The organism is Mesorhizobium sp. M0663 (assembly GCF_040320585.1).
GTDB lineage: Bacteria > Pseudomonadota > Alphaproteobacteria > Rhizobiales > Rhizobiaceae > Mesorhizobium.
The window spans coordinates 79,717-100,063 of record NZ_JAMYPX010000015.1 but is presented as its reverse complement, the minus strand read 5'-3'; the positions used below and the strand labels follow the sequence as shown (position 1 = coordinate 100,063).

Genomic DNA, 20,347 nt, shown 5'->3' with positions numbered 1-20,347 from the left:
ATCGTCACATGAGCCAAACCTGCCTGACCTTCCGCGACCTGACGCTGGGCTACAATAGTCATCCTGCGGTCCACCACCTCAATGGTACGATCCGCAAGGGATCGCTGACGGCGGTCGTCGGCGCCAACGGCTCCGGCAAATCAACGCTGATGAAGGGCATCGTCGGCGTTCTGAAGCCGATGGCCGGCGCGGTGATCCGGGCGCCCGGCATACGCGCCGCCTATCTGCCGCAGCAATCGGAGCTCGACCGCTCCTTTCCGGCCCGGGTCGTCGACCTGGTTTCACTTGGCCTGTGGCCGCGGCGTGGCATGCTCGGCCGTTATACAAGGGAAGATCGCGACTCGGTCAGCGAGGCGCTGATGGCCGTCGGCCTCGGCGGCTTCGAGAAGCGCCCGATCGACACGTTGTCGGGCGGCCAGCTGCAGCGCACGCTGTTTGCCCGCGTGCTGTTGCAGGATGCCGAGCTCATCCTGCTCGACGAGCCGTTCAACGCCGTCGATGCCAAGACAGTCGGTGACCTGATCGCGCTGATCAAGCGCTGGCACGGCGAGGAACGCACGATCATGGTTGTGGTCCACGATCTCGATCTGGTGCGGCAGAATTTCCCCGAAACACTGCTCCTGGCGCGCCAGCCGATCGCCTGGGGCGAGACCAGGGAGACGCTGCGGCCGGAGAATCTGTTGCGTGCGCGCCGCTTCCACGAGGCCTGGGAGGACAACGCGCCATGGTGTGAGCCCGGCGAGCATGATCACGAGCACGGTGGCCACGAGCACAGCCATGACCATCATCACGGCCCCGGGCCGAGGGCGGCATGATGGAGGTGCTTTACGGTCTGTTCGTCGCTCCGTTTGCCGACTACGCCTTCATGCAGCGGGCGCTCGCCGGTTCGATGATGCTGTCGCTCGGCGCCTGCCCGGTCGGCGTGTTCCTGATGCTGCGGCGCATGAGCCTTTCCGGCGACGCCATGGCGCATGCCATCCTGCCCGGTGCTGCCGCCGGCTTCCTGTTCTATGGCCTGGAAATCCTGCCGATGACCGTCGGCGGACTGATCGCCGGCATCATCGTGGCGCTCGGCGCCGGCGCCGTCTCGCGCTTCACCGTCCAGCGCGAGGACGCCTCGATGGCGGCCTTCTATCTGATTTCGCTGGCCATCGGCGTGCTCATGGTGTCGATCCGCGGCTCCAGCGTCGATCTCATGCATGTGCTCTTCGGCACCGTGCTGGCGCTCAACAACGAGGCGCTGACGCTGATCGGCGGCATCGTCGTGGTGACGCTGGTCAGCCTCGCCATCTTCTGGCGGGCGCTGGTCGCCGAATGCCTCGACCCTTTGTTCCTGCGCTCGGTCAGCCGGATGGGCAGCCCGGTGCATTTCATCTTTCTCGGCCTCGTCGTGCTCAACCTCGTCGGCGGCTTCCAGGCGCTCGGCACCTTGCTGTCGGTCGGGCTGATGATGCTGCCGGCGGCGGCGGCCCGCTTCTGGACGTCGCGCGTCGAGCCGATGTGCGCGCTGGCGACATTGATCGGCTTTGCCTCCTGCATTGCCGGGCTGCTGTTGTCCTACCATGCGTCATTGCCCTCCGGCCCGGCCATCATCCTGTCCGCCGGCGTCGTCTATTTCGCTTCGATCCTGTTCGGCACGCGCGGCATCCTGCGTGCCCGCATCGTTCATCACCGCCACAGAACTGCCTGATCCCAACAAAGGAGAACCTAGTCCATGCTGAAATCGATCCGCGCCGCTTTGGCCGTGAGCGTTATAACATTAATCGCCTTTGGCGCATCTTCGGCCTTCGCAGAGCCGTTGAAAGTGGTCGCCAGCTTCACGATCATCGCCGATTTCGCCAAGAATGTCGGCGGCGACCGCATCGATCTGACCACCATCGTCGGGCCGGACGGCGACGCCCACGTCTACGAGCCGAGCCCCGCCGATGCGGTGGCGATGGCCAAGGCCGACATCGTGCTGGTCAACGGCCTGCATTTCGAAGGTTTTCTGCAGCGCCTGGTCGACGCCAGCGCCACCAAGGCGACTGTCGCCGTGCTGACCAAGGGGGTCACGCCGATCAATTTCAAACCCGAATTCGCCGAGGCCGATGTCGCCGAAGGCGCGGAAACCGATGGCGGCAAGACGGTCACCGATCCGCATGCCTTCCAGTCGATCGCCAATGCCAAGATCTATGTGAAGAACATCGCCGACGCCTTTTGCACGGCCGACGCTGCGGGTTGCGACAGCTACAAGGCCAATGCAGCCGCCTATACGCAGAAGCTCGAGGCGCTTGAGGGCGAAGTGCAGGCGGCGATCCAGTCGATCCCGCAGGAGAAGCGCGTCGTCATCACCTCGCATGACGCCTTCGGCTATTTCGAGCAGGCCTACGGCTTGACGTTCCTTGCCCCGGAAGGCGTGTCGACCGAGTCGGAGCCCTCCGCTGCCGACGTCGCCAAGCTGGTCAACCAGGTGAAACAGGACAAGGCGGCGGCGATCTTCGTCGAGAACATCACCAACCCGCGGCTGATCGAGCAGATCGCCAGCGAGACCGGCATCAAGGTGGGCGGCACACTCTATTCCGATGCGTTGTCGCAGCCCGACGGCCCGGCCGCGACCTATATCGATCTGATGCACAACAACATCGCCCAGATCAAAGGCGCGATCCTAGGAAGCTGAGCCGACCGATCCGGTTCATCCAGCCGGGTTGGCGCATGATGCGTCCTGGCGACATGCGGCGTTAGCCCGGCTGGATTTCTGGCATCGAAATCTCTATCTGCGGATGGATTTCTTTTCGCGCGGATTGCCGACCGGGTCAGGGAGTGGCAAGACTGCCGCTAACCAGATTGCGAGGACCCCAGCCATGGAATACCGTCAGATAAGCGAGGACTATTCAGTCTCGGGCCAGATCCAGCCCGAAGATGTCGCGACCATCAAGGCCGCCGGCTTCAAGAGCGTGATCTGCAACCGGCCGGACGACGAGCAGCCCGGCCAGCCATCGGCCGACACCGTCAAGGCGGCGGTCGAGGGCGCCGGGCTCGCCTTCCGCTACATCCCGGTCATCAGCGGCCAGATCACGGCCGAGAATGTCGAGGACCAGGCCGAGGCGCTTGACGAACTCGAAGGCCCGGTCTTCGCTTACTGCCGGTCCGGCGCCCGCTGCACTAATCTTTATGGGCTGATCCAGCAGTCGAAGGGGTGAGAGGCCTCCGTTACCCTATCAACTCGCCGGGATGAGCGGGTGCTACGGGCGCTTCTCGCCGACTAGACTGAGCACACCGAAGAAAACCACGCCGAGAGCAACGAATAGCGCGAGAAAGCTAAGCGGAAACGTGCTGATCACCAGCAGGACGAAGCCCGCAAGGCCGATCGGGTAGCCGATGAGGCACCACCAGCGCGACTTCGAATAGGTGAACATGCTCCAGTCATAAGCCTTGAGATCCCATACGGGAGCTCTAGGCCTCCAGGACCAGTTTGTATTTAGGAGACGTGAATCCCAACTCTTGGGATGATTTGCGAGGTGGATCAGGCCGCCGACCGTGAACAGCACCAGTCCAACAAAAAAGAGGACAATCCCTGCAAGCTGAAAGTTGGACATGGACTACCGCAATTGTTTGTTCAGCTATGTCATAGACCTTTCGAATGCACCGATCAAACTGACAGAAAATGCCGTCAAATCGGCAGCGCGCCGGTTTCCTTGAGCGTCTCCAGCACGATCGCCGTCTTCACATGCTGCACGGATTCGTGCGGCAGCAGCACGCCGTTGACGAATTCCGACAGCGACTTCAGGTCCGGCGTCACGACCTTCAATATATAATCCATCTCGCCGGTTAGCGCGTGCGCTTCCTGCACTTGCGGCAGCCGCGCCACCAATTCGCCGAAGCGCCGCGCATTGTCGCGGTTGTGGGTGGCGAGCGTCACCGAGATGACATTGACCAGGGAAAAACCGAGCTTGTCGCGGTCGAGCACCGCCCGGTAGCCCTTGATATAGCCGTCCTCCTCCAGCCGCTGGCGACGACGCGAGCACTGCGACGCGGACAGGTTCACCCGTTCCGACAGATCGTTGTTGGTCAGCCGTGCATCGCCCTGCAACAGAGCCATTATCTTGCGGTCAAACTGGTCGATGCGCGCCTCATCCATGAATTTCGGGTCCGCAGTGCACAACTCGCGCATGATCAGACCATTTCAAGCGTTTGAATGCAAGCAATTTGCACTCGCTCCGCGCTATAATTGCGTTCAGATGGCCGACGCGGCCAGTTCCAGATTTCGGAGCAATGCCATGGGTCCCTTCCCGCACGACGCACCGCCCGCCAAGATCAGCAAAACCAATCCCGCCGGTACCGACGGCTTCGAGTTCGTCGAATTCGCGCATGCCGAGCCGGAAAAGCTCGCCGAGCTTTTCACCCGCATGGGCTATGTGCCGGTGGCCAAGCACCGCAGCAAGGACATCACCGTCTGGCGGCAGGGCGACATCAACTATGTCGTCAATGCCGAACCCGGCTCGCATGCCATGAAATTCGTCGACAAGCACGGCCCTTGCGCCGCCTCGATGGCGTGGCGGGTGGTCGATGCAACGCATGCCTTCGATCACGCGGTGGCCAAGGGCGCGACGCCCTATGAAGGCAACGACAAGACGCTCGATGTGCCGGCGATCGTCGGTATCGGCGGGTCGCTGCTCTATTTCATCGAAACCTACGGCGAGAAGGGCTCGGCTTACGACGCCGAGTTCGACTGGCTGGGCGAGCGCGACCCCAGGCCGGAAGGCGTCGGCTTCTATTATCTCGACCACCTGACCCACAATGTCTATCGCGGCCAGATGGACAAATGGTGGGATTTCTACCGAGACCTGTTCGGCTTCAAGCAGATCCATTTCTTCGACATCGACGGCAAGATCACCGGCCTGGTCAGCCGCGCCATCACCTCGCCCTGCGGCAAGATCCGCATCCCGCTCAACGAGTCCAAGGACGAGACCAGCCAGATCGCCGAATATCTGAAGAAGTATAATGGCGAGGGCATCCAGCACATCGCCGTCGGCACCGACGACATCTACGGTGCCACCGACAGGCTGGCCGCCAACGGCCTGAAGTTCATGCCGGGCCCGCCCGAGACCTATTACGACATGTCTTATGCCCGCGTGAACGGCCATGAAGAGCCGATCGAGCGCATGAAGAAGCACGGTATCCTGATCGACGGCGAAGGCGTGGTCGACGGCGGCACGACCAAGATCCTGCTGCAGATCTTTTCGAAAACCGTGATCGGCCCGATCTTCTTCGAGTTCATCCAGAGGAAGGGCGACGAAGGCTTTGGCGAGGGCAATTTCCGCGCTTTGTTCGAATCGATCGAGCAGGACCAGATCAAGCGCGGCGTGCTGAAGGTGCAGGCGGCGGAGTAAGGCTGCACCGGACTTCTTGCGATTCGGTCAGTAGTAGCTCAGACTTTGGCCATGAACATTGCTATCGCAGAGGCCAAGGCAAGACTGTCGGAACTCGTCAGCCGCGCGGAAGCTGGCGAAGAGATTGTGATTACCCGTCGCGGCAAGGTTGCGGCGCGCCTCGTGCCGCTAGCCGTGCCCGAGTCCCTGCCTCGTATCGGCGCCATGAAGGGCAAAATCAGGATTGCCGACGATTTTGACGAACTCGGTCCCGAATGGGACAGGTATGCCAAATGACGCTGTCACAGGCAAACGTCTATTTGGCGAGGCCGGCGGCTTTGCGCAGAATCTCGTTGATGCGGCTCTGCCAGCCGGGGCCGCCGGCACGAAAGCGGGCGACTACGTCACTGTCGAGACGGAGTGTTACCTGCTTCTTCGGATTATCGAGAGCCGGCCGGCCGCGCGAACGGCGAATGCTTTCGGCAAGTTCAGGGAACGCTTCGGCGAAAGGACGAGCGTTTCGAAAATCCTCCTCTGTCCATTCCGGATTCTCCGAAACGGCTTCCCAGTCTTCTTTGCTGTAGCCGCGACCAGCTTCGAACTCGGTGCGCACCTTACGCTTTGCCATTGAACAATCTCCTTTCCGCGGGACTTGCCGGGCGCATCGAAATTATCGAGATGCCCTCGGAACCGAGCCGGGCAAACACCACCGCAACGATGCCATCGATGATCCGGCCAATTGCCATGAGACGACCGGCCTTGGCAGTGCGGACTGTCGAGGCAAGAAAAAACTCGTCATCAAGCGCCGCAAAATCCAAGCCGTGCTTGTCAATGTTGGCCAACCGTTTTGGTTCGTCCCAAACGATCTTCATCAGAATTTATGTACCTACAATAATTAAGTCAACAATTTTCGTAACTACAACTAATTGCGACCTTCGAGCACCAACCTCTCGACCTCGGCTTTCCTGAGTTTCAGATCATAATCGAGGAAAAACTCGTCGAGTTGCGGCGGTTTCACCGAGGTGCCGGAAAGCATTGCGTGCACCTGGCCGCGATGATGGATGTCGTGGATGAAGAGATGGGCGAGCAAGTCGCCGATCCGTTCCGGTATCATGCCGTCCTCGCGCCGGTCGGTGAGAACGCGGCGCTCGAGATCGTCCGCCGACAGGCGGTCGCAAAAGGCGATCAGCCGCCGGTCGGCCTCCGTCCGCTTGCCAAAGAGCGCGTCCGCTTCGTCGAAGAGCAAGAACTCATCGTAGGCCGCGGCGCCGACGCCGCCCTCTTCGAGAAAATCGAGATAGAGGTGATCGACCGCCAGGATGTGGTTTAGCGTTGCCTTGATCGACGGAAAGAAGCTCGTCCGTTCGGCTTCGAATTCGCCGGGCTCAAGCTGCAGCACGGCGCGGTAGAGCCGGTCGTTCGACCACAGACTGTTGGCTGCCATGCGGCGGAAATGGTTCAGCAGGTCCATGACTTCACGGCGCGACCCGGAATAGCGACACACCCGCCCATAGAAGCGCAAACCCAGCCAAAACAATCAGCAGCAGCCCGATCATGCGCCGCCGCATGCCTTGCGTTTCCTGGTCCAGCGCGACATTCGTGTTGGTGACGGTGTGAAACATCATCGCCTTGCGCGGAAAGCCGCTGCGGTTGGTCAGGCCGGGCGAGCGCGCCTCGATGCGGTAGCTCAGCCTGATTGCCTGGATGAAGATCGCCAGCATGGCAAGAGCCCAGGCACCGCACAGCAGATAGAACGTCTCGCCTGTCATTCTCTTACCCCTCGTACTTCTCGACCTTCTGCTCGATGGCGCCGAAGATCGAATGCCCACCCCGGTCCTTCATCTCGATACGCACGCTATCGCCAAAGCGCAGGAACGGCGTTTTCGGTTCGCCGGTTTCGATGGTCTCGATCATACGCAGCTCGGCGATGCAGGAATAGCCGGCGCCGCCCGCCGAGACAGGCTTGCCCGGCCCGCCGTCGAGCTTGTTGGAGACGGTGCCCGAACCGATAATGGTGCCGGCGGCCAGCGGCCGCGTTTTTGCGGCGTGAACAATCAGCGCTGGAAAGTCGAAGGTCATGTCGATGCCGGCGTTCGCCCGGCCGAACGGTTTGCCGTTGAGATCGACCAGCAGCGGCAGGCTGACCTTGCCGCCGTCCCAGGCATCGCCCAGCTCGTCCGGCGTCACCGCAACCGGCGAAAAGGCCGATGACGGTTTCGACTGGTAGAAGCCGAACCCCTTGGCGAGCTCGGGTCCGGTCAGGCCGCGCAGCGTTACATCGTTGACCAGCGTGACCAGCCGGATCGCTGCCCGCGCCTCATCGAGGCTTGCGCCCATCGGCACATCGTCGACGATGACGGCGACCTCGCCTTCCATGTCGAGGCCAAGGGTCTCGTCGGTCATGCGGATTGGGTCGCGCGGTGCGAGGAAGGCGTCCGAGCCGCCCTGGTAGATCAGCGGATCGGTCCAGAAGCTTGCCGGCATCTCGGCGCCGCGCGCCTTTCGCACCAGCTCGACGTGGTTCACATAGGCCGAGCCGTCGGCCCATTGGTAGGCGCGCGGCAGCGGCGAATGAGCGTCATGTTCGTGAAAGCGGGCAGACGGCACCGCATTATTCTCAAGCGATTCGGCCATCGCAGCGAGATGCGGCGCGATGCGATGCCAGTCGTCGAGCGCGGCCTGCAGCGTCCGCACCAGGAACGAAGCGTCGGTAAACCGCGTCAGGTCGCGCGAGACGACGATGAGCTTTCCGTCGCGCGTCCCGTCCTTCAATGTGGCAAGCTTCATGCGGTTTCCTCTCCTGGCGCAGCTTTGGCGCTGCTTTGATTTTTTGTTCTACGCATGATCTCTTCCGAAAACCGGTTCCCACTTTTCGGGATCATGCTCCAGCCCCACAACAAGGCCGTCGCGGGCGATCGTCAAGTCGCCGGCCCATGTTTTCCTGACGGCGGCAATCCAGTCGGCCTCGCCGATCTCCGGATCGTCGGCCGGAATGAGGTGGTTGACGACTAGCCTTTTGACGCCTGCGTCGCTGGCGATGCGGCCCGCCTCCTCGGCAAAGCTATGGCTGGCAAGCAGGTGTTCCCTCAGCCTTGCGCCGTTGCCGGTCTTCGCGACCAGCCGCTCGATACCCACTTCCAGCATGGCCTCGTGGACCAGTATGTCGGCGCCTTGGGCGAAATCCGCCAATGGCGGAAAGAACGCCGTATCCGACGAAAAGACGATGCCTTGCCCCGCATGATCGAAGCGCAGCGCAAAGCAATCCGTCACCGGCGGGTGGTCGACACGCAGCGCCGATATTTTGAGACCGCGCTCTTCCGCCACCTGGCCTTCACCAAACTCGACGATCGAAACCATGTCGCGGAGATCCGGCCGCCCTTCATCGGCGATGCGGATCTCGATGTCGAATTCCATCGCCTGGCAAAAGCGCTGCCAATAGTAGCCGGTGCCGGGCGGGCCGAACACGGCGACCTTTGTTGCCAGGCCGGCCGTCCATGCGGAGTGGATCAACGGTCCGAGTTCCAGCACATGGTCGGAGTGCAAATGCGTGATGAAGATCAGGTCGAGCGCCTTCAGGCTGATGCCGGCATCGGTCAGCCCGCGCGTTACGCCCAGCCCGCAATCGACGACGATGGTGCGGCCGCCAATCTCCAGCAGTGACGAACTCGGCCACGGCCCGCCCGGCCGCAGCGCCGGGCCACCCTTCGAACCCAGAAGCACCAGACGATCCGTCATGCGACGGCGCTCAAGACCAGTCGCCCTCTGGCGTCCCGTTGAAGCGTTTCTTCAGGTCGGCCCAGCAGTCGATGTAGTTGTCCTGCCGGGTTTCGAGCTCGGCGCCATAGCGGGTCACCATCTGCGGAAAGCGTGTTTCGAACATGAAGGCCATGGTGTGGTCGAGCTTGACCGGCTTCAGCTCCGCGCGCGAGGCTTTTTCGAAGCCGGGTGCATCGGGTCCGTGAGCCAGCATCATGTTGTGCAGGCTGATGCCGCCGGGCACGAAGCCCTCTTCCTTGGCATCGTACTGACCATGTATGAGGCCCATGAACTCGCTCATGATGTTGCGGTGATACCAGGGCGGGCGGAACGTATCTTCGGCGACCAGCCAACGCGGCGGGAAGATGACGAAATCGATATTGGCGGTGCCTTCCTCGCCGCTCGGCGCGGTCAGCACGGTGAAGATCGACGGATCGGGATGGTCGAACAGGAGCGCGCCGACCGGCGAAAAGGTCGCAAGATCATATTTATAGGGCGAATAATTGCCGTGCCACGCCACCACATCCAGCGGCGAATGGTCGATCTCGGTGACATGGAACTGGCCACACCATTTCGCGATCAGCCGACAGGGCGTGTCCTTGTCCTCGAACCAGGCGCAGGGCGTCTTGAAATCGCGCGGATTGGCCAGGCAATTGGCGCCGATCGGGCCGCGATCCGGCAGCGTCAGCTTGGCGCCGTAATTCTCGCAGACATAGCCGCGCACTTGCGGATCCACCAGTTCGACCTTGAACACCAGGCCGCGCGGCAGCACGGCGATCTCGCCCGGCCTGAGTTCGATGACACCCATCTCGGTGACGAAGCGCAAGGCTCCAACCTGCGGCACGACCAGCAACTCGCCGTCGGCGTTGAAGAAATGATCGTCGGCCATCGAACGGTTGGCGACATAGACATGTGCCGCCATGCCGGTCTGGCCGAGCACGTCGCCGGCGGTGGTGATCGAGCGCATGCCGGCAATGAAATCGGTCGGCTCCTTCGGCATCGGCACCGGGCTCCAGCGATACTGGCTGAGTGCGAGCTGATGGTCGCCGACGTTCGGCGCGCTTTTCCAAAGCGGATAATTCGCCGCCTTGAAGCGCCCGGTGTGCCTCACGCTCGGCCTTATCCGATAAAGCCAGGAGCGCTCATTGGTGCCGCGCGGCGCGGTGAAAGGAGAGCCCGAAAGCTGCTCGGCATAGAGGCCGTAGGCCGGCCGCTGCGGCGAGTTTCGCCCTTGCGGCAGCGAGTCGGGCAGGGTTTCGGTTTCAAAGTCGTTGCCGAAGCCCGGCATGTAGGAAAAGGCCATGGAATCCTCCCGAATTCATAGTCTCGGAGCATCGTTTGCGCATCCGCAAAGATGCTCAGAGTTGACCATACCGGTTTCATTTGTAACCATTGAAAATGTAACCATCAACGGTGATTTCGGCATGAGCCGCCAGCATGCCCAGTCAGGGCCAACCATGGAAATCCTCGAGCTGGAATCCTTCCTGCCTTACCGGCTCTATCGGCTTGCCGATGCCGTCAGCCGCGAATTTTCAAGAATATACAAGGACCGCCACGGCCTGACCCGGCCCGAATGGCGCACACTGGCCGGGCTTGGACAGCACGGCACGATGACGGCGACGGCGCTCGGCGAGCAATCGGCCATGCACAAGACCAAGGTTTCGCGCGCGGTCGCCGAACTCGAGCGGCGCCGCTGGCTGACCCGCACGCCAGACGAGAAAGACCGTCGCGTCGAGCATCTGACGCTGACCAAAGCGGGGCTTGCCGCCTATCGCGAAATGGTGCCGCTGGCGAAGGAGTTCGAGCGGGAGCTGCTGGAGAGATTGAGCGCAGATGAACGTACAGCAGTCGCGGAAGGGGTGGCCGCGCTTGAGACGGCTTTGTACGGGGATTAGGTCCTCAGCAACTTTTGATGCAGGCGGGACAGCACCCCCCTCTGGCCTGCCGGCCATCTCCCCCTCAAGGGGGGAGATTGGACGTCGCTTCGGCTTTCGCCAATCTCCAAAGAAGAGCGATGTCGGCGAAGCTGCCAATCTCCCCCCTTGAGGGGGAGATGGCCGGCAGGCCAGAGGGGGGTGCTGTCCCGCCGGCGTTTCTAATCGCCTCACCAATCCATCACCACCTTGCCGGAATTGCCGCTCTTCATCGCTTCGAAGCCGGAAATATAGTCGTCGATGCCGATCCGGTGGGTGATCAGGCCGCTGACATCGAGAGGACCCTGCACCAGCGCGATCATCTTGTACCAGGTCTCGAACATCTCGCGGCCGTAAATGCCCTTCAGGTGCAGCATCTTGAAGATGACCTTGTTCCAGTCGATCTCGAAGCCGGTCGGCGCGATGCCGAGAATGGCGATCTTGCCGCCATTGTTCATGGTGTCGATCATGTCGCGGAAGGCAGGCGCGGCACCCGACATTTCGAGGCCGACGTCAAAACCCTCGGTCATGCCGAGCGCCGGCATCACGTCGCGCAGCTTCTCCTTCGATGCGTCGACGACATGCTGGACGCCGAGCTTTTTTGCCAGTGCCAGGCGCACCGGGTTGATGTCTGTGATGACCACTTTTCGCGCGCCGACGCACTGCGCCACCAGCGCGCCCATGATGCCGATCGGCCCGGCGCCGGTGACCAGCACGTCCTCGCCAACCAAATCAAAGGACAATGCGGTGTGAACCGCATTGCCCAAGGGATCGAAGATCGCCGCAATCTCGTCCGGCACATCATCGGGGATCGGTACGATATTGTGCTGCGGGATCGCCAGATACTCGCCGAAAGCACCCGGTCGGTTGACGCCGACGCCGAGCGTGTTGCGGCACAGATGCCCCCTGCCCGCCCGGCAGTTGCGGCAATGGCCGCAGACGATATGGCCTTCTCCGGAAACACGCTGGCCGAGTTTGTACTCGGTCACCGCCGTGCCGAAATCGGCGATGGTTCCGACGAATTCGTGGCCGGTCACCATCGGCACCGGCACGGTCTTTTGCGCCCACTGGTCCCAATTGTAGATGTGCACGTCGGTGCCGCAGATCGCCGTCTTCCTGATCTTGATCAGCACGTCGTTCGGACCGATTTCCGGCACCGGCACTTCTTCCATCCAGATGCCCGGCTCGGCCTTGGCCTTGACCAGCGCCTTCATCATGTTTGACATTCTCTTGTCCCCTGAACCTTAGTCGCCTGAACCTCAGTCGCTTGAATCTCTTGATCCGGAATCGGTTTTCGGTCCCGGCCGCTCAGGAAATCACGCCGAGTTCGCGACCGACTGCGGCGAACGCTTCAACCGCACGATCGATGTCAGCGCTGGAATGGGCGGCCGACATCTGCGTGCGGATGCGCGCCTGGCCCTTCGGCACCACCGGGAAAGAGAAGCCGATGACATAGATACCGCGCTTCAGCATCCGCGCCGCCATTTCCTGCGCCAGCGTCGCGTCGCCCAGCATCACCGGGATGATAGGATGGTCGGCGCCGGCCAGTGTAAAGCCGAGCCTGCCCATCTCGGAGCGAAACCGCGCTGCGTTGGCATATAGGCGCTGACGCAACGCATCGCCATTGCCGATCAGCTCGAAAACCCGGATCGAGGCGCCGGCGATCGCCGGCATCAGCGTGTTGGAAAACAGATAGGGGCGCGAGCGCTGGCGCAGCCAGTCGACTACCTGCTTCCTGCCCGAAGTGTAGCCGCCCGACGCGCCGCCCAACGCCTTACCAAGCGTGCCGGTGATGATGTCCACCCTGCCCTCGACGCCGCAATGTTCGGCCGAGCCGCGGCCATTCCTGCCGACGAAACCAACTGCATGGCTGTCGTCGACCATCACCATCGCATCGTATTTGTCGGCGAGGTCGCAGACGCCCTTCAGATTGGCGATGATGCCATCCATCGAGAACACGCCGTCGGTGGCGATCAGCCGGAACCGGCAGTCGCTCGCCTCTTTCAACCGCGCCTCCAGATCGGCCATGTTGTTGTTGGCGTAGCGGAAGCGCTTTGCCTTCGACAACCGCACGCCGTCGATGATCGAAGCGTGGTTCAGCGCATCGGAGATGACCGCATCCTCCTCGCCGAGCAGCGTCTCGAACAGGCCGCCATTGGCGTCGAAGCAGGAGCCGTAGAGGATCGTATCCTCCATGCCGAGGAAGCCAGAAATGGTCGCCTCGAGCTGCTTGTGTTCTTCCTGCGTGCCGCAGATGAAGCGCACCGATGCCATGCCGTAGCCGTACCGGTCGAGCGCCTGCTTGGCCGCCTCGCGCAGTTCGGCGCTGTCGGCGAGGCCGAGATAATTATTGGCGCAGAAATTCAGCACCTTCTCGCCACCGACCTCGATTTCGGCCGATTGGGTCGAGGTTATCACCCGTTCGGATTTGTAAAGGCCGGCCGATTTCAGTCCTTCAAGCTCGCTGTCGATGTGGGAAAGGAATGCTTCGGTCATGATCAGGCCCTGTTGAGATCGACGAGGACTGTCGCGCCGCGCGGACGAAAAATCCATCGCAAAAGCGACCGCTTCGGTGGCGGCAATGGCACGGCAGAGGCCACGATGTTCAAATGCGGAGGCGCCGCGAAAGATTGCAATAACCACTTTGCGGGTTTCCCGCCACGGTCGCCGCCGCCGGCCTGCTGCCGTCCCAAACCTGTTAACACTTTGAAGCCAAAGGTTGTCGCACAAGAATTCGTTGGCGAGAGGGCCGCCTCAGAAAATGTCGCAGCAGCCGGTGCACGCCGTTTCGGGCAGGCTCATACTCCTGATCAAATCCGGCTACTGGCTGGCTCTGCTGATCATAGCGGCCATGGTCGTGGCCTCCTTCATCCTGCTGCAACAGGTGATGTCTACCCAACGGCACAATCAGGCGCTGCTCGATATCGTCAGCACACAGAAAGCCCTGTCGCAGCGCATCGTCTTCCTCGCCGGCGCGACAGGCAGCGCCCAGCGCGATCAACAGCGCGCCCTGGTTACCGCGCTCAAGCAAGCGACGGTGGAGTTCGAGAAGAACTACGATCTGCTGCTCGAACGGACCGCCGCCGATCCGGCGTCGCCGGCAAGGTTCGATCCGAAATCGATCGAGAGCGTGCTTTTCGCCAAGCCGTACCATCTCGACTATTTCTCGGTCGGGCTTATCGCCAACGGCGAACGCCTGATCTCGTCATTCGAATCGCGGCTCAACATGTCCGGCAATGGTGGCTACAAAGGCGGAGAGGAGCGCGTCAACCTGAACGCTTCCGTTGCCAACGCAACATTGTCGGGCTATGCCGCACTTGGCCAGCGCATCAGCGCCTTTGCAGACCAGCGATCCGAAACACTTCTCGATCTTAACCGCACATTGTTCTACTCGACCATCGGCGTCATCGTGCTGGTGGCGCTTTTCATTTTCAGGCCAATGTCGAATGCCATCCTGCGCAGGACGCGCGAGCTGGTCGATGCGCGCAACTCCATGGCCTTTATCGCCGTGCATGACGGGCTGACCGGCCTGCACAACCGCACCTTCTTGACCGAGCATTTCGATACGCTGATCAATGCGGCGCGGCGACGGCGTGAACGGGTTGCCGTGGTGCAGTTCGATCTCGACCGGTTCAAGCAGATCAACGACACGTTCGGCCACGCCGCCGGCGATTATGTGCTGGTGGCGGCTGCGCAGCGCATGCGTGATTCGTGCCGTACGTCGGATCTCAACGTGCGGCTCGGCGGCGATGAATTCGTCATGATTCTCAACGGTGCCGGCAGCACCGAGGACATCGATACCGTCGCCCGGCGCATCCTGACCAAGCTCAACAAGCCGATCGTCTTTCGAGGCACGACAATCCATCCGGGCGTAAGTGCCGGGATTGCGGTCTACCCTGTCGACGCCGACAATGCGCAGGATCTGCTCGTCCATGCCGATCTGGCGCTGTATTCCGCCAAGAAGCAGGGCGGCGGCAGCTTGTCGTTCTTCTCCGAGGAGCTGAGGCACGAACTCGATTATCGCAAGCAGCTCGAGCTCGACATCAGGACCGCCATCTCGGAGAAAGCGTTCGAAGTCTATTTCCAACCGCAAGTCTCGCTGTCGGACGGCGGCATCAGCGGCATCGAGGCTCTGGTTCGCTGGAGACATGCCGAGCGCGGCATGATCGCGCCGGGCGAGTTCATTCCGATCGCGGAAAAATGCGGTCTCATGCCCGAGATCGGCCGCATCGTCATCGCCAAGGCGATCGACGAAGCAGCCGAATGGAACCGCGCAGGCATCGCCTTCGGACGGATCGCCGTCAATGTATCCGGCTCGGAGCTGCGCGAGACAGATTTCGAAGTCTTCCTGTTCGACATGCTGGAGAGGGCTGGCCTGCCAGCGCACAAACTGTCGCTGGAGATCGTCGAATCCGTCATCCTCGACGACGAGAAGACCGGTATCGCGGCAAAGCTGCGGCACATTCGCGCCGCCGGCATCCATCTTGAGCTCGATGATTTCGGCACCGGCTACGCATCGCTCAGCCATGTCAATCCAAACGAGATCGATCGGCTGAAGATCGACCGCCGTTTCGTCCAGAACATCAACGAGAACAGCGGCAACACCAAGATCGTGCGTGCCCTCACAGAACTCGCCCGCGGTCTCGGCATCTCGATCGTTGCCGAGGGCGCTGAAACCGAAGCCGAGCTCGACTCGCTGATGGCGATCGGCTGCGACCAGGTGCAAGGCTATTCCATCGCTTTCCCGATGCCGCCGAACAGCGTGCGCGAATGGCTGGTGGCGCGAACGCCCAAGAAGGCCAGGCTGACGGTGCTGCAGGGCTGCCGGGCGTAGAGAAAGTCGGAACTACTGCAATGGCGGCAGGTTTCTCAGCGGGTTGAGCATCGGCACCCCAAGTGGTGCGAAATGACGCTCGTTATCCGTCAGTATCACCAGGCCGTGAACCTCGGCCGTAGCAGCGATCACTATATCTTCAAATCCCGGCCGATGAGCCCTTGCGCGATCAAGAATAGAACCCGCGGCATGCGCGGCTCGCAAATCGAAGGGCAGAATCCTTGCCCCGTAAAGATGCTCGACTGCCTGCCACCAGTCGCGTAGCAGCGCGGCCTTTGTGGTCGCGCCGTCGCGCTCCGCCTTCGCTATCCCCGCCGCGATTTCGGACGCAGTCACAACGGATAGGAACAGGTATTCGCTCGCCATATCGAGCCATGCCATCAGCGCCGCCCGATCAACCTTCCTGGCTGGAGCCATTGCCGAGATGATGTTGGTGTCCAGCAGAAACATCAGGGCTGGTCGCCGCGCTACAACGCAACCTTGCGAGCCGGCTTACGGGAACGAGGCGGAATGTCGTCCTTGTCCCCGGGAAAAGCCGCCAGCAGCCGCCCGAAGCTCGGCACCCGAGACAGCCGCTGATAATCTTCGAACGACAGGATGACGGCCTGCTTCCGACCGTGGCGTGTGATAATGGCAGGCTCTCCTGCAACTGCCTGATCGACGACTGCCGAAAGCGTCGCCTTGGCGTCTTTCAACTGAATTTCGCGCATGTTGCCGCCCTCGCATATGACTACCATGGTCATATAACATTGCAGACGGCTTGGAACAAGGGTTGCGGTCCAATCGGTATCAACTGACATTGGCCCGCAACGCGGCCAGCACCTGTGCAAACTCTGCCAGCCTGTCGTCGGACAGTCCTTTCCGCAGCCGCTTGTCGAAGGCTAACGCGGCGGTGCGCAATTTCAGGAACAGCGCTTCTCCGGCTTGGGTCAGCTCCACCTGGTGAACCCGGCGGTTCTCGGGATCGCGGCGGCGCATCAGCAGGCCTTGCGTCTCCATGGCGTTGAGGTGGTGGGTCAGCGTTGCGCCCCGGATGCCGATCATGCCGGCGAGCTCGCGTTGGTTGGCCAGCTCCCGCGACTTGACCGACAGCAACGTGACCCAGACCGGCAGCGTGCCGCCTGCCTCGACCAAGGCAGCGTCGAAAGCCTGCGCAACCAGCTTGGCGGTGCGCGCGAGATTCATCCCGATCGGCGGGCGGTCAAAGGGCGTCATGATCCGACACTAGAACAAGGGCAAAGCCTATGGAACCGGCTCGAGCTTATGCGTTGACATCTAATCATTTGATATCTATCAATATGCCTAGCGGTGGGCAAGAGAGGAAATGCGGTCATGCAATATGTCTACATCATCGTCCTCGGCCTTCACGTCATGGCGGGCGTGTTCTGGGCCGGCACCACCATCGCGGTCGCCCGCGAACCGGAGATCAGGGCGGAACGTTTCTTCCGGCCGCAAATGGGCGCAGCCGGCGTGGTTTTCCTCACGGGCTTGCTGCTGTGGTATTTCTTCCACAACGGCTCTTTCGGCTCGATGGAGAAGGTCTTGGCGCTGGGCATCTTGACGGCGTTAATCGCCGCCGGGGTTCAGGGCGCGCTGGTGGGTTCCGCCAGCAGGCAGTTGGCCGGCGCTGATGCGGCGAAGCAAACCCAATTGCGCGCCAAGATGACAAAAGGCGAACGCATCGCTGGCGGCCTGCTGGTCATCACCGTGTTCTGCATGGCCACCGCCAGGATGTTTTGAGCGTCCTGCCGCAATCGCAAGATCGTACGGTGCCCGGCGATAGCCGGCGGCGTGCGCGGCGCGCAGATCGGACCGACGTGCCTGGTGGCTCTCCGTACGGAGGTTCGGCTGCGCGCCACCAATCAATATTCCTCAGATTCGCAAGCCGAACCTGATGCCGTCATAGATGGCGGCGTGGATGTTGCGCGAGGCTACTGCATCGCCGATGCGGAAGAGCACGAAACCACTCTGCGGATTGCGCACCGGAAAGATGTCGCCGCCATTGACCAGTTTTTCGTAATCGATCGCGCCGGCGTTCTTCGACAGCGGCTTCAGCGCCAGGTAGAGATCGTCCAGCGGCAGCGTGCCGTGCTCGACCACCACCTGGTCGACGCGCCGCTCGCCGCGCCAGCCATCGGCGAAGTCGGAGGCGAGCTCGGCGATCAGCTGGTTGCCTTCGCGCCGCACCGAGCGCAGCCGTGTGTTGATGGTCACCGTGACACCCTTTTCCTGGAACGCGCGCATGTAGGGCACATGATTCATGCCGCCCATTTCCGGGGCGAAGAAGCGCTCTGGTGAAACCAGCTCCAGCCTGGCGCCGCTATTGGCGATCAGTTCGGCGGCACCCATGCCCTGATGGCCGCCATTGTCGTCATAGAGCAGCACGTTCTCGGCCGGCTTGACGCTGCCGGCCATGATATCCCAGCTCGAGGTGACGAGATCGTCGCCCGCCGTCAGAGGCGGGTTCTGCGGCAGCCCGCCGGTGGCGACCACCACCACGTCCGGCGACAGCGCCAGCACGTCGTCCGTCTCCGCCCATTTGTCGTAGCGGATCTCGACGCCCAGCCGGTCGAGTTCGGCCAGGCGCCAGTCGATGATGCCGATCAATTCCTTGCGGCGCGGGTTTTGCGTTGCCAGCCGCACCTGGCCGCCGGCCTGGCTCGATGCTTCCAGCACCGTCACCTGGTGCCCGCGCTCGGCGGCGACGCGCGCCGCCTCCAGCCCGCCGGCGCCGGCGCCGACGACGACCACCTTCCGCTTCGGTCCCTCGGTTTTCGGAATAATATGCGGGATATCAGCCTCGCGGCCCGTCGCCGCATTGTGGATGCACAGCGCCTCGCCGCCCTCATAGATGCGGTCGAGGCAATAGGTGGCGCCGACGCAAGGCCGGATCTCGTGCTCGCGGCCCTCCATCACTTTTTTGACGATATGCGGGTCGGCAATGTGGGCACGCGTCATGCCGACCATGTCGAGCTTGCCGGTGGCGATGGCGTGACGCGCGGTGGCGACGTCGGAAATCCGCGCCGCATGGAAGGTTGGGAATTTCGTCGCCGCTCTCACCTCCCCTGCGAAGTCGAGATGCGGTGACGAGCGCATGCCGGTCACCGGGATGACCTTGGTCAGCGCCGCATCGGTCTCGATCGAGCCACGGATGATGTTGAGGAAATCGACCTTGCCGGAGCCGGCCAGCCGCCTGGCGATTTCGACGCCCTCCTGTTTCGACAGGCCTTTCTCGAAATCCTCGTCGGCGACCATGCGGATGCCGACGACGAACTTTTCGCCGACCGCGGCACGCACTGCGTCGAGCACCATTCCGGTGAAGCGCAGCCGGTTGTCGAGCGAGCCGCCGAAATCGTCGTCGCGCTGGTTGGTAGCCGGCGACCAGAAACCGTCCATCAGATGGCCGTAGGCTTCGAACTCGATGCCGTCGAGGCCGGCAGCCTGGCAGCGCTGCGCGGCCGCCGCATAGTCGGCGACGATGCGCTCGATATCCCAGTCCTCGATAGTCTTGGGAAAGGCGCGATGGGCCGGTTCGCGCACCGGCGAAGCCGACAGGACGGGCAGCCAGTCGGCCTTGTTCCAACCGGTGCGGCGGCCAAGATGGGTGATCTGTATCATCACCTTGCAATCGTGCTCGTGGCAGGCATCGGTAAGCTCGGCGAGCCATGGCACGATGCGGTCGTCATAGACATGCAGATTGCCAAAAGCGGCCGGGCTGTCGCGCGAGACGATCGCCGAACCGGCGGTCATGGTCAGCGCCATGCCGCCCTTGGCCTTTTCGGCATGATAGAGCCGGTAGCGTTCCTTCGGCATGCCGTCCTCGGAATAGGCCGGCTCATGGCTGGTCGACATCACCCGGTTCTTCAGCGTCAGATGCTTGAGCCGATAGGGCTGGAGGAGCGGGTCGTTGCTAGTCATCGTCTTCCTGCTGTTTCAAATTGTGCTAATGAGCGGCAAATTTTTGTTTTTACGCATGTCGCTGTCCCAAAATCGCTGCGCAGTTTTGGGCGACATGCAGCAAGGAACCTGCTCATGACCGATACGAAAAACCTCACCCAGCTCGGCACCAACGTCGAGGCGCCACAGAGCCCTGAAGCGGCAGTCCTGGAAACCGTGCCGTTTTCGCGCGGCGACGGCCCGCCGGCCATCGTTCGCTTCACCTGCCCGGAATTCACTTCGCTCTGCCCGGTCACCGGCCAGCCGGACTTCGCCCATATCGTCATCGACTACGCACCCGATGCGCTGCTGGTGGAATCGAAGTCGCTCAAGCTGTTCATGACCTCGTTTCGCAACCATGGCGCCTTTCACGAAGAATGCACCGTCATGATCGGCCGCCGCATCATCGCCGCGACCAAGCCATTGTGGTTGCGCATCGGCGGCTACTGGTATCCGCGCGGCGGCATCCCGATCGACGTGTTCTGGCAAACCGGCGCGCCGCCGGAAGGTGTGTGGCTGCCCGACACCGGCGTCGCCCCCTATCGCGGGCGCGGCTGATC

Annotated in this window: 25 protein-coding genes; 10 read left to right on the top strand and 15 right to left on the bottom strand. The window is 62.1% G+C overall.

The genetic code is table 11. The features are described from left to right. Positions 1-8 precede the first annotated feature (8 nt). From aztA to NKI54_RS23230, 4 genes are all read left to right on the top strand, one after another. Positions 9-815, top strand: coding sequence for a zinc ABC transporter ATP-binding protein AztA (gene aztA / locus NKI54_RS23245; RefSeq protein ID WP_352636610.1), 807 nt, complete (start codon positions 9-11; stop codon positions 813-815). Continuing rightward, a complete protein-coding gene (gene aztB, locus NKI54_RS23240) occupies positions 815-1,690 on the top strand; it encodes a zinc ABC transporter permease AztB (protein WP_352636616.1) in 876 nt (291 codons plus the stop codon). Before aztA ends, aztB begins: the two co-directional genes overlap by 1 nt. A 24-nt stretch (positions 1,691-1,714) precedes the next feature. Further along, complete coding sequence (aztC, locus tag NKI54_RS23235; protein WP_352692498.1) at positions 1,715-2,656, top strand: zinc ABC transporter substrate-binding protein AztC; 942 nt, start codon at positions 1,715-1,717, stop codon at positions 2,654-2,656. A gap of 184 nt (positions 2,657-2,840) precedes the next feature. Beyond that, positions 2,841-3,179: a protein tyrosine phosphatase family protein gene (locus tag NKI54_RS23230; protein ID WP_023674411.1), complete on the top strand. Its 339-nt coding sequence runs from the start codon at positions 2,841-2,843 to the stop codon at positions 3,177-3,179. A gap of 42 nt (positions 3,180-3,221) precedes the next feature. Here the strand turns inward: NKI54_RS23230 and NKI54_RS23225 are convergent, their stop codons facing one another. Together NKI54_RS23225 and NKI54_RS23220 are read right to left on the bottom strand one after the other, a co-directional pair. Further along, a complete protein-coding gene (locus NKI54_RS23225; protein ID WP_156937261.1) occupies positions 3,222-3,575 on the bottom strand; it encodes a hypothetical protein in 354 nt (117 codons plus the stop codon). Between the two features lie 74 nt (positions 3,576-3,649). Beyond that, entirely contained in the window at positions 3,650-4,117 is a 468-nt protein-coding gene (locus NKI54_RS23220; protein WP_023674409.1) for an Lrp/AsnC family transcriptional regulator, read from the bottom strand. Between the two features lie 139 nt (positions 4,118-4,256). Here NKI54_RS23220 and hppD point away from each other — a divergent pair, with 139 nt between their 5' ends. Beyond that, positions 4,257-5,369, top strand: coding sequence for a 4-hydroxyphenylpyruvate dioxygenase (gene hppD / locus NKI54_RS23215; protein ID WP_352593157.1), 1,113 nt, complete (start codon positions 4,257-4,259; stop codon positions 5,367-5,369). A 51-nt stretch (positions 5,370-5,420) separates the two neighbouring features. Further along, positions 5,421-5,645 carry a type II toxin-antitoxin system Phd/YefM family antitoxin gene (locus NKI54_RS23210; RefSeq protein ID WP_352593154.1) on the top strand — a complete coding sequence of 75 codons (225 nt, stop codon included), beginning with the start codon at positions 5,421-5,423 and terminating at the stop codon, positions 5,643-5,645. Between the two features lie 19 nt (positions 5,646-5,664). Here NKI54_RS23210 and NKI54_RS23205 read toward each other — a convergent pair whose 3' ends face one another. From NKI54_RS23205 to hmgA, 7 genes are read right to left on the bottom strand one after another with little or no spacing between them, the layout of a single operon-like run. Continuing rightward, positions 5,665-5,976 (bottom strand): BrnA antitoxin family protein, encoded by a 312-nt coding sequence (locus tag NKI54_RS23205; RefSeq protein WP_352457131.1) that lies wholly within the window; start codon positions 5,974-5,976, stop codon positions 5,665-5,667. Further along, positions 5,963-6,220, bottom strand: a complete 258-nt coding sequence (locus tag NKI54_RS23200; RefSeq protein WP_352593151.1) for a BrnT family toxin — start codon at positions 6,218-6,220, stop codon at positions 5,963-5,965. The genes NKI54_RS23205 and NKI54_RS23200 overlap by 14 nt, the downstream gene beginning before the upstream one ends. 50 nt (positions 6,221-6,270) lie before the next feature. Next, positions 6,271-6,819, bottom strand: a complete 549-nt coding sequence (locus NKI54_RS23195; protein WP_352636605.1) for a DinB family protein — start codon at positions 6,817-6,819, stop codon at positions 6,271-6,273. Positions 6,820-6,823: 4 nt separating this feature from the next. Then, positions 6,824-7,117, bottom strand: coding sequence for a hypothetical protein (locus NKI54_RS23190; protein WP_352636604.1), 294 nt, complete (start codon positions 7,115-7,117; stop codon positions 6,824-6,826). 4 nt (positions 7,118-7,121) lie between these two features. Then, positions 7,122-8,135: a fumarylacetoacetate hydrolase family protein gene (locus NKI54_RS23185; protein ID WP_352636603.1), complete on the bottom strand. Its 1,014-nt coding sequence runs from the start codon at positions 8,133-8,135 to the stop codon at positions 7,122-7,124. 48 nt (positions 8,136-8,183) lie between these two features. Then, positions 8,184-9,083, bottom strand: coding sequence for an MBL fold metallo-hydrolase (locus NKI54_RS23180; protein ID WP_352636602.1), 900 nt, complete (start codon positions 9,081-9,083; stop codon positions 8,184-8,186). Between the two features lie 10 nt (positions 9,084-9,093). Then, positions 9,094-10,407, bottom strand: coding sequence for a homogentisate 1,2-dioxygenase (hmgA, locus tag NKI54_RS23175; protein WP_352636601.1), 1,314 nt, complete (start codon positions 10,405-10,407; stop codon positions 9,094-9,096). 154 nt (positions 10,408-10,561) lie between these two features. Between hmgA and NKI54_RS23170 the strand changes: the two genes are divergently transcribed. After that, entirely contained in the window at positions 10,562-10,999 is a 438-nt protein-coding gene (locus tag NKI54_RS23170; protein ID WP_352457154.1) for a MarR family winged helix-turn-helix transcriptional regulator, read from the top strand. A 209-nt stretch (positions 11,000-11,208) separates the two neighbouring features. Here NKI54_RS23170 and tdh read toward each other — a convergent pair whose 3' ends face one another. Both tdh and NKI54_RS23160 read right to left on the bottom strand, forming a co-directional pair. Then, positions 11,209-12,243, bottom strand: coding sequence for an L-threonine 3-dehydrogenase (tdh, locus tag NKI54_RS23165; protein ID WP_352636600.1), 1,035 nt, complete (start codon positions 12,241-12,243; stop codon positions 11,209-11,211). Positions 12,244-12,325: 82 nt separating this feature from the next. Continuing rightward, positions 12,326-13,513, bottom strand: coding sequence for a glycine C-acetyltransferase (locus NKI54_RS23160; RefSeq protein WP_352636599.1), 1,188 nt, complete (start codon positions 13,511-13,513; stop codon positions 12,326-12,328). A 265-nt stretch (positions 13,514-13,778) separates the two neighbouring features. Between NKI54_RS23160 and NKI54_RS23155 the strand changes: the two genes are divergently transcribed. Beyond that, positions 13,779-15,851 carry a putative bifunctional diguanylate cyclase/phosphodiesterase gene (locus NKI54_RS23155; RefSeq protein ID WP_352636598.1) on the top strand — a complete coding sequence of 691 codons (2,073 nt, stop codon included), beginning with the start codon at positions 13,779-13,781 and terminating at the stop codon, positions 15,849-15,851. A 12-nt stretch (positions 15,852-15,863) separates the two neighbouring features. Here the strand turns inward: NKI54_RS23155 and NKI54_RS23150 are convergent, their stop codons facing one another. From NKI54_RS23150 to NKI54_RS23140, 3 genes are all read right to left on the bottom strand, one after another. Then, positions 15,864-16,301, bottom strand: a complete 438-nt coding sequence (locus tag NKI54_RS23150) for a type II toxin-antitoxin system VapC family toxin (protein WP_352636597.1) — start codon at positions 16,299-16,301, stop codon at positions 15,864-15,866. Positions 16,302-16,318: 17 nt separating this feature from the next. Continuing rightward, positions 16,319-16,561 carry a type II toxin-antitoxin system Phd/YefM family antitoxin gene (locus tag NKI54_RS23145; protein ID WP_352473667.1) on the bottom strand — a complete coding sequence of 81 codons (243 nt, stop codon included), beginning with the start codon at positions 16,559-16,561 and terminating at the stop codon, positions 16,319-16,321. 79 nt (positions 16,562-16,640) lie between these two features. After that, positions 16,641-17,066, bottom strand: a complete 426-nt coding sequence (locus NKI54_RS23140; RefSeq protein WP_352542347.1) for a MarR family winged helix-turn-helix transcriptional regulator — start codon at positions 17,064-17,066, stop codon at positions 16,641-16,643. A gap of 156 nt (positions 17,067-17,222) precedes the next feature. On the opposite strand from NKI54_RS23140, the gene NKI54_RS23135 reads away from it, so the two are divergent. Then, on the top strand, positions 17,223-17,591 hold the full coding sequence (locus NKI54_RS23135; RefSeq protein WP_245274614.1) for a hypothetical protein: 369 nt from the start codon (positions 17,223-17,225) through the stop codon (positions 17,589-17,591). A 132-nt stretch (positions 17,592-17,723) separates the two neighbouring features. On the opposite strand, the gene NKI54_RS23130 is transcribed toward NKI54_RS23135, so the two are convergent. Next, positions 17,724-19,769: an oxidoreductase gene (locus NKI54_RS23130; RefSeq protein ID WP_352692497.1), complete on the bottom strand. Its 2,046-nt coding sequence runs from the start codon at positions 19,767-19,769 to the stop codon at positions 17,724-17,726. 114 nt (positions 19,770-19,883) lie between these two features. On the opposite strand from NKI54_RS23130, the gene queF reads away from it, so the two are divergent. Beyond that, on the top strand, positions 19,884-20,345 hold the full coding sequence (queF, locus tag NKI54_RS23125; protein ID WP_023674394.1) for a preQ(1) synthase: 462 nt from the start codon (positions 19,884-19,886) through the stop codon (positions 20,343-20,345). The last annotated feature ends 2 nt before the right edge of the window (positions 20,346-20,347 follow it).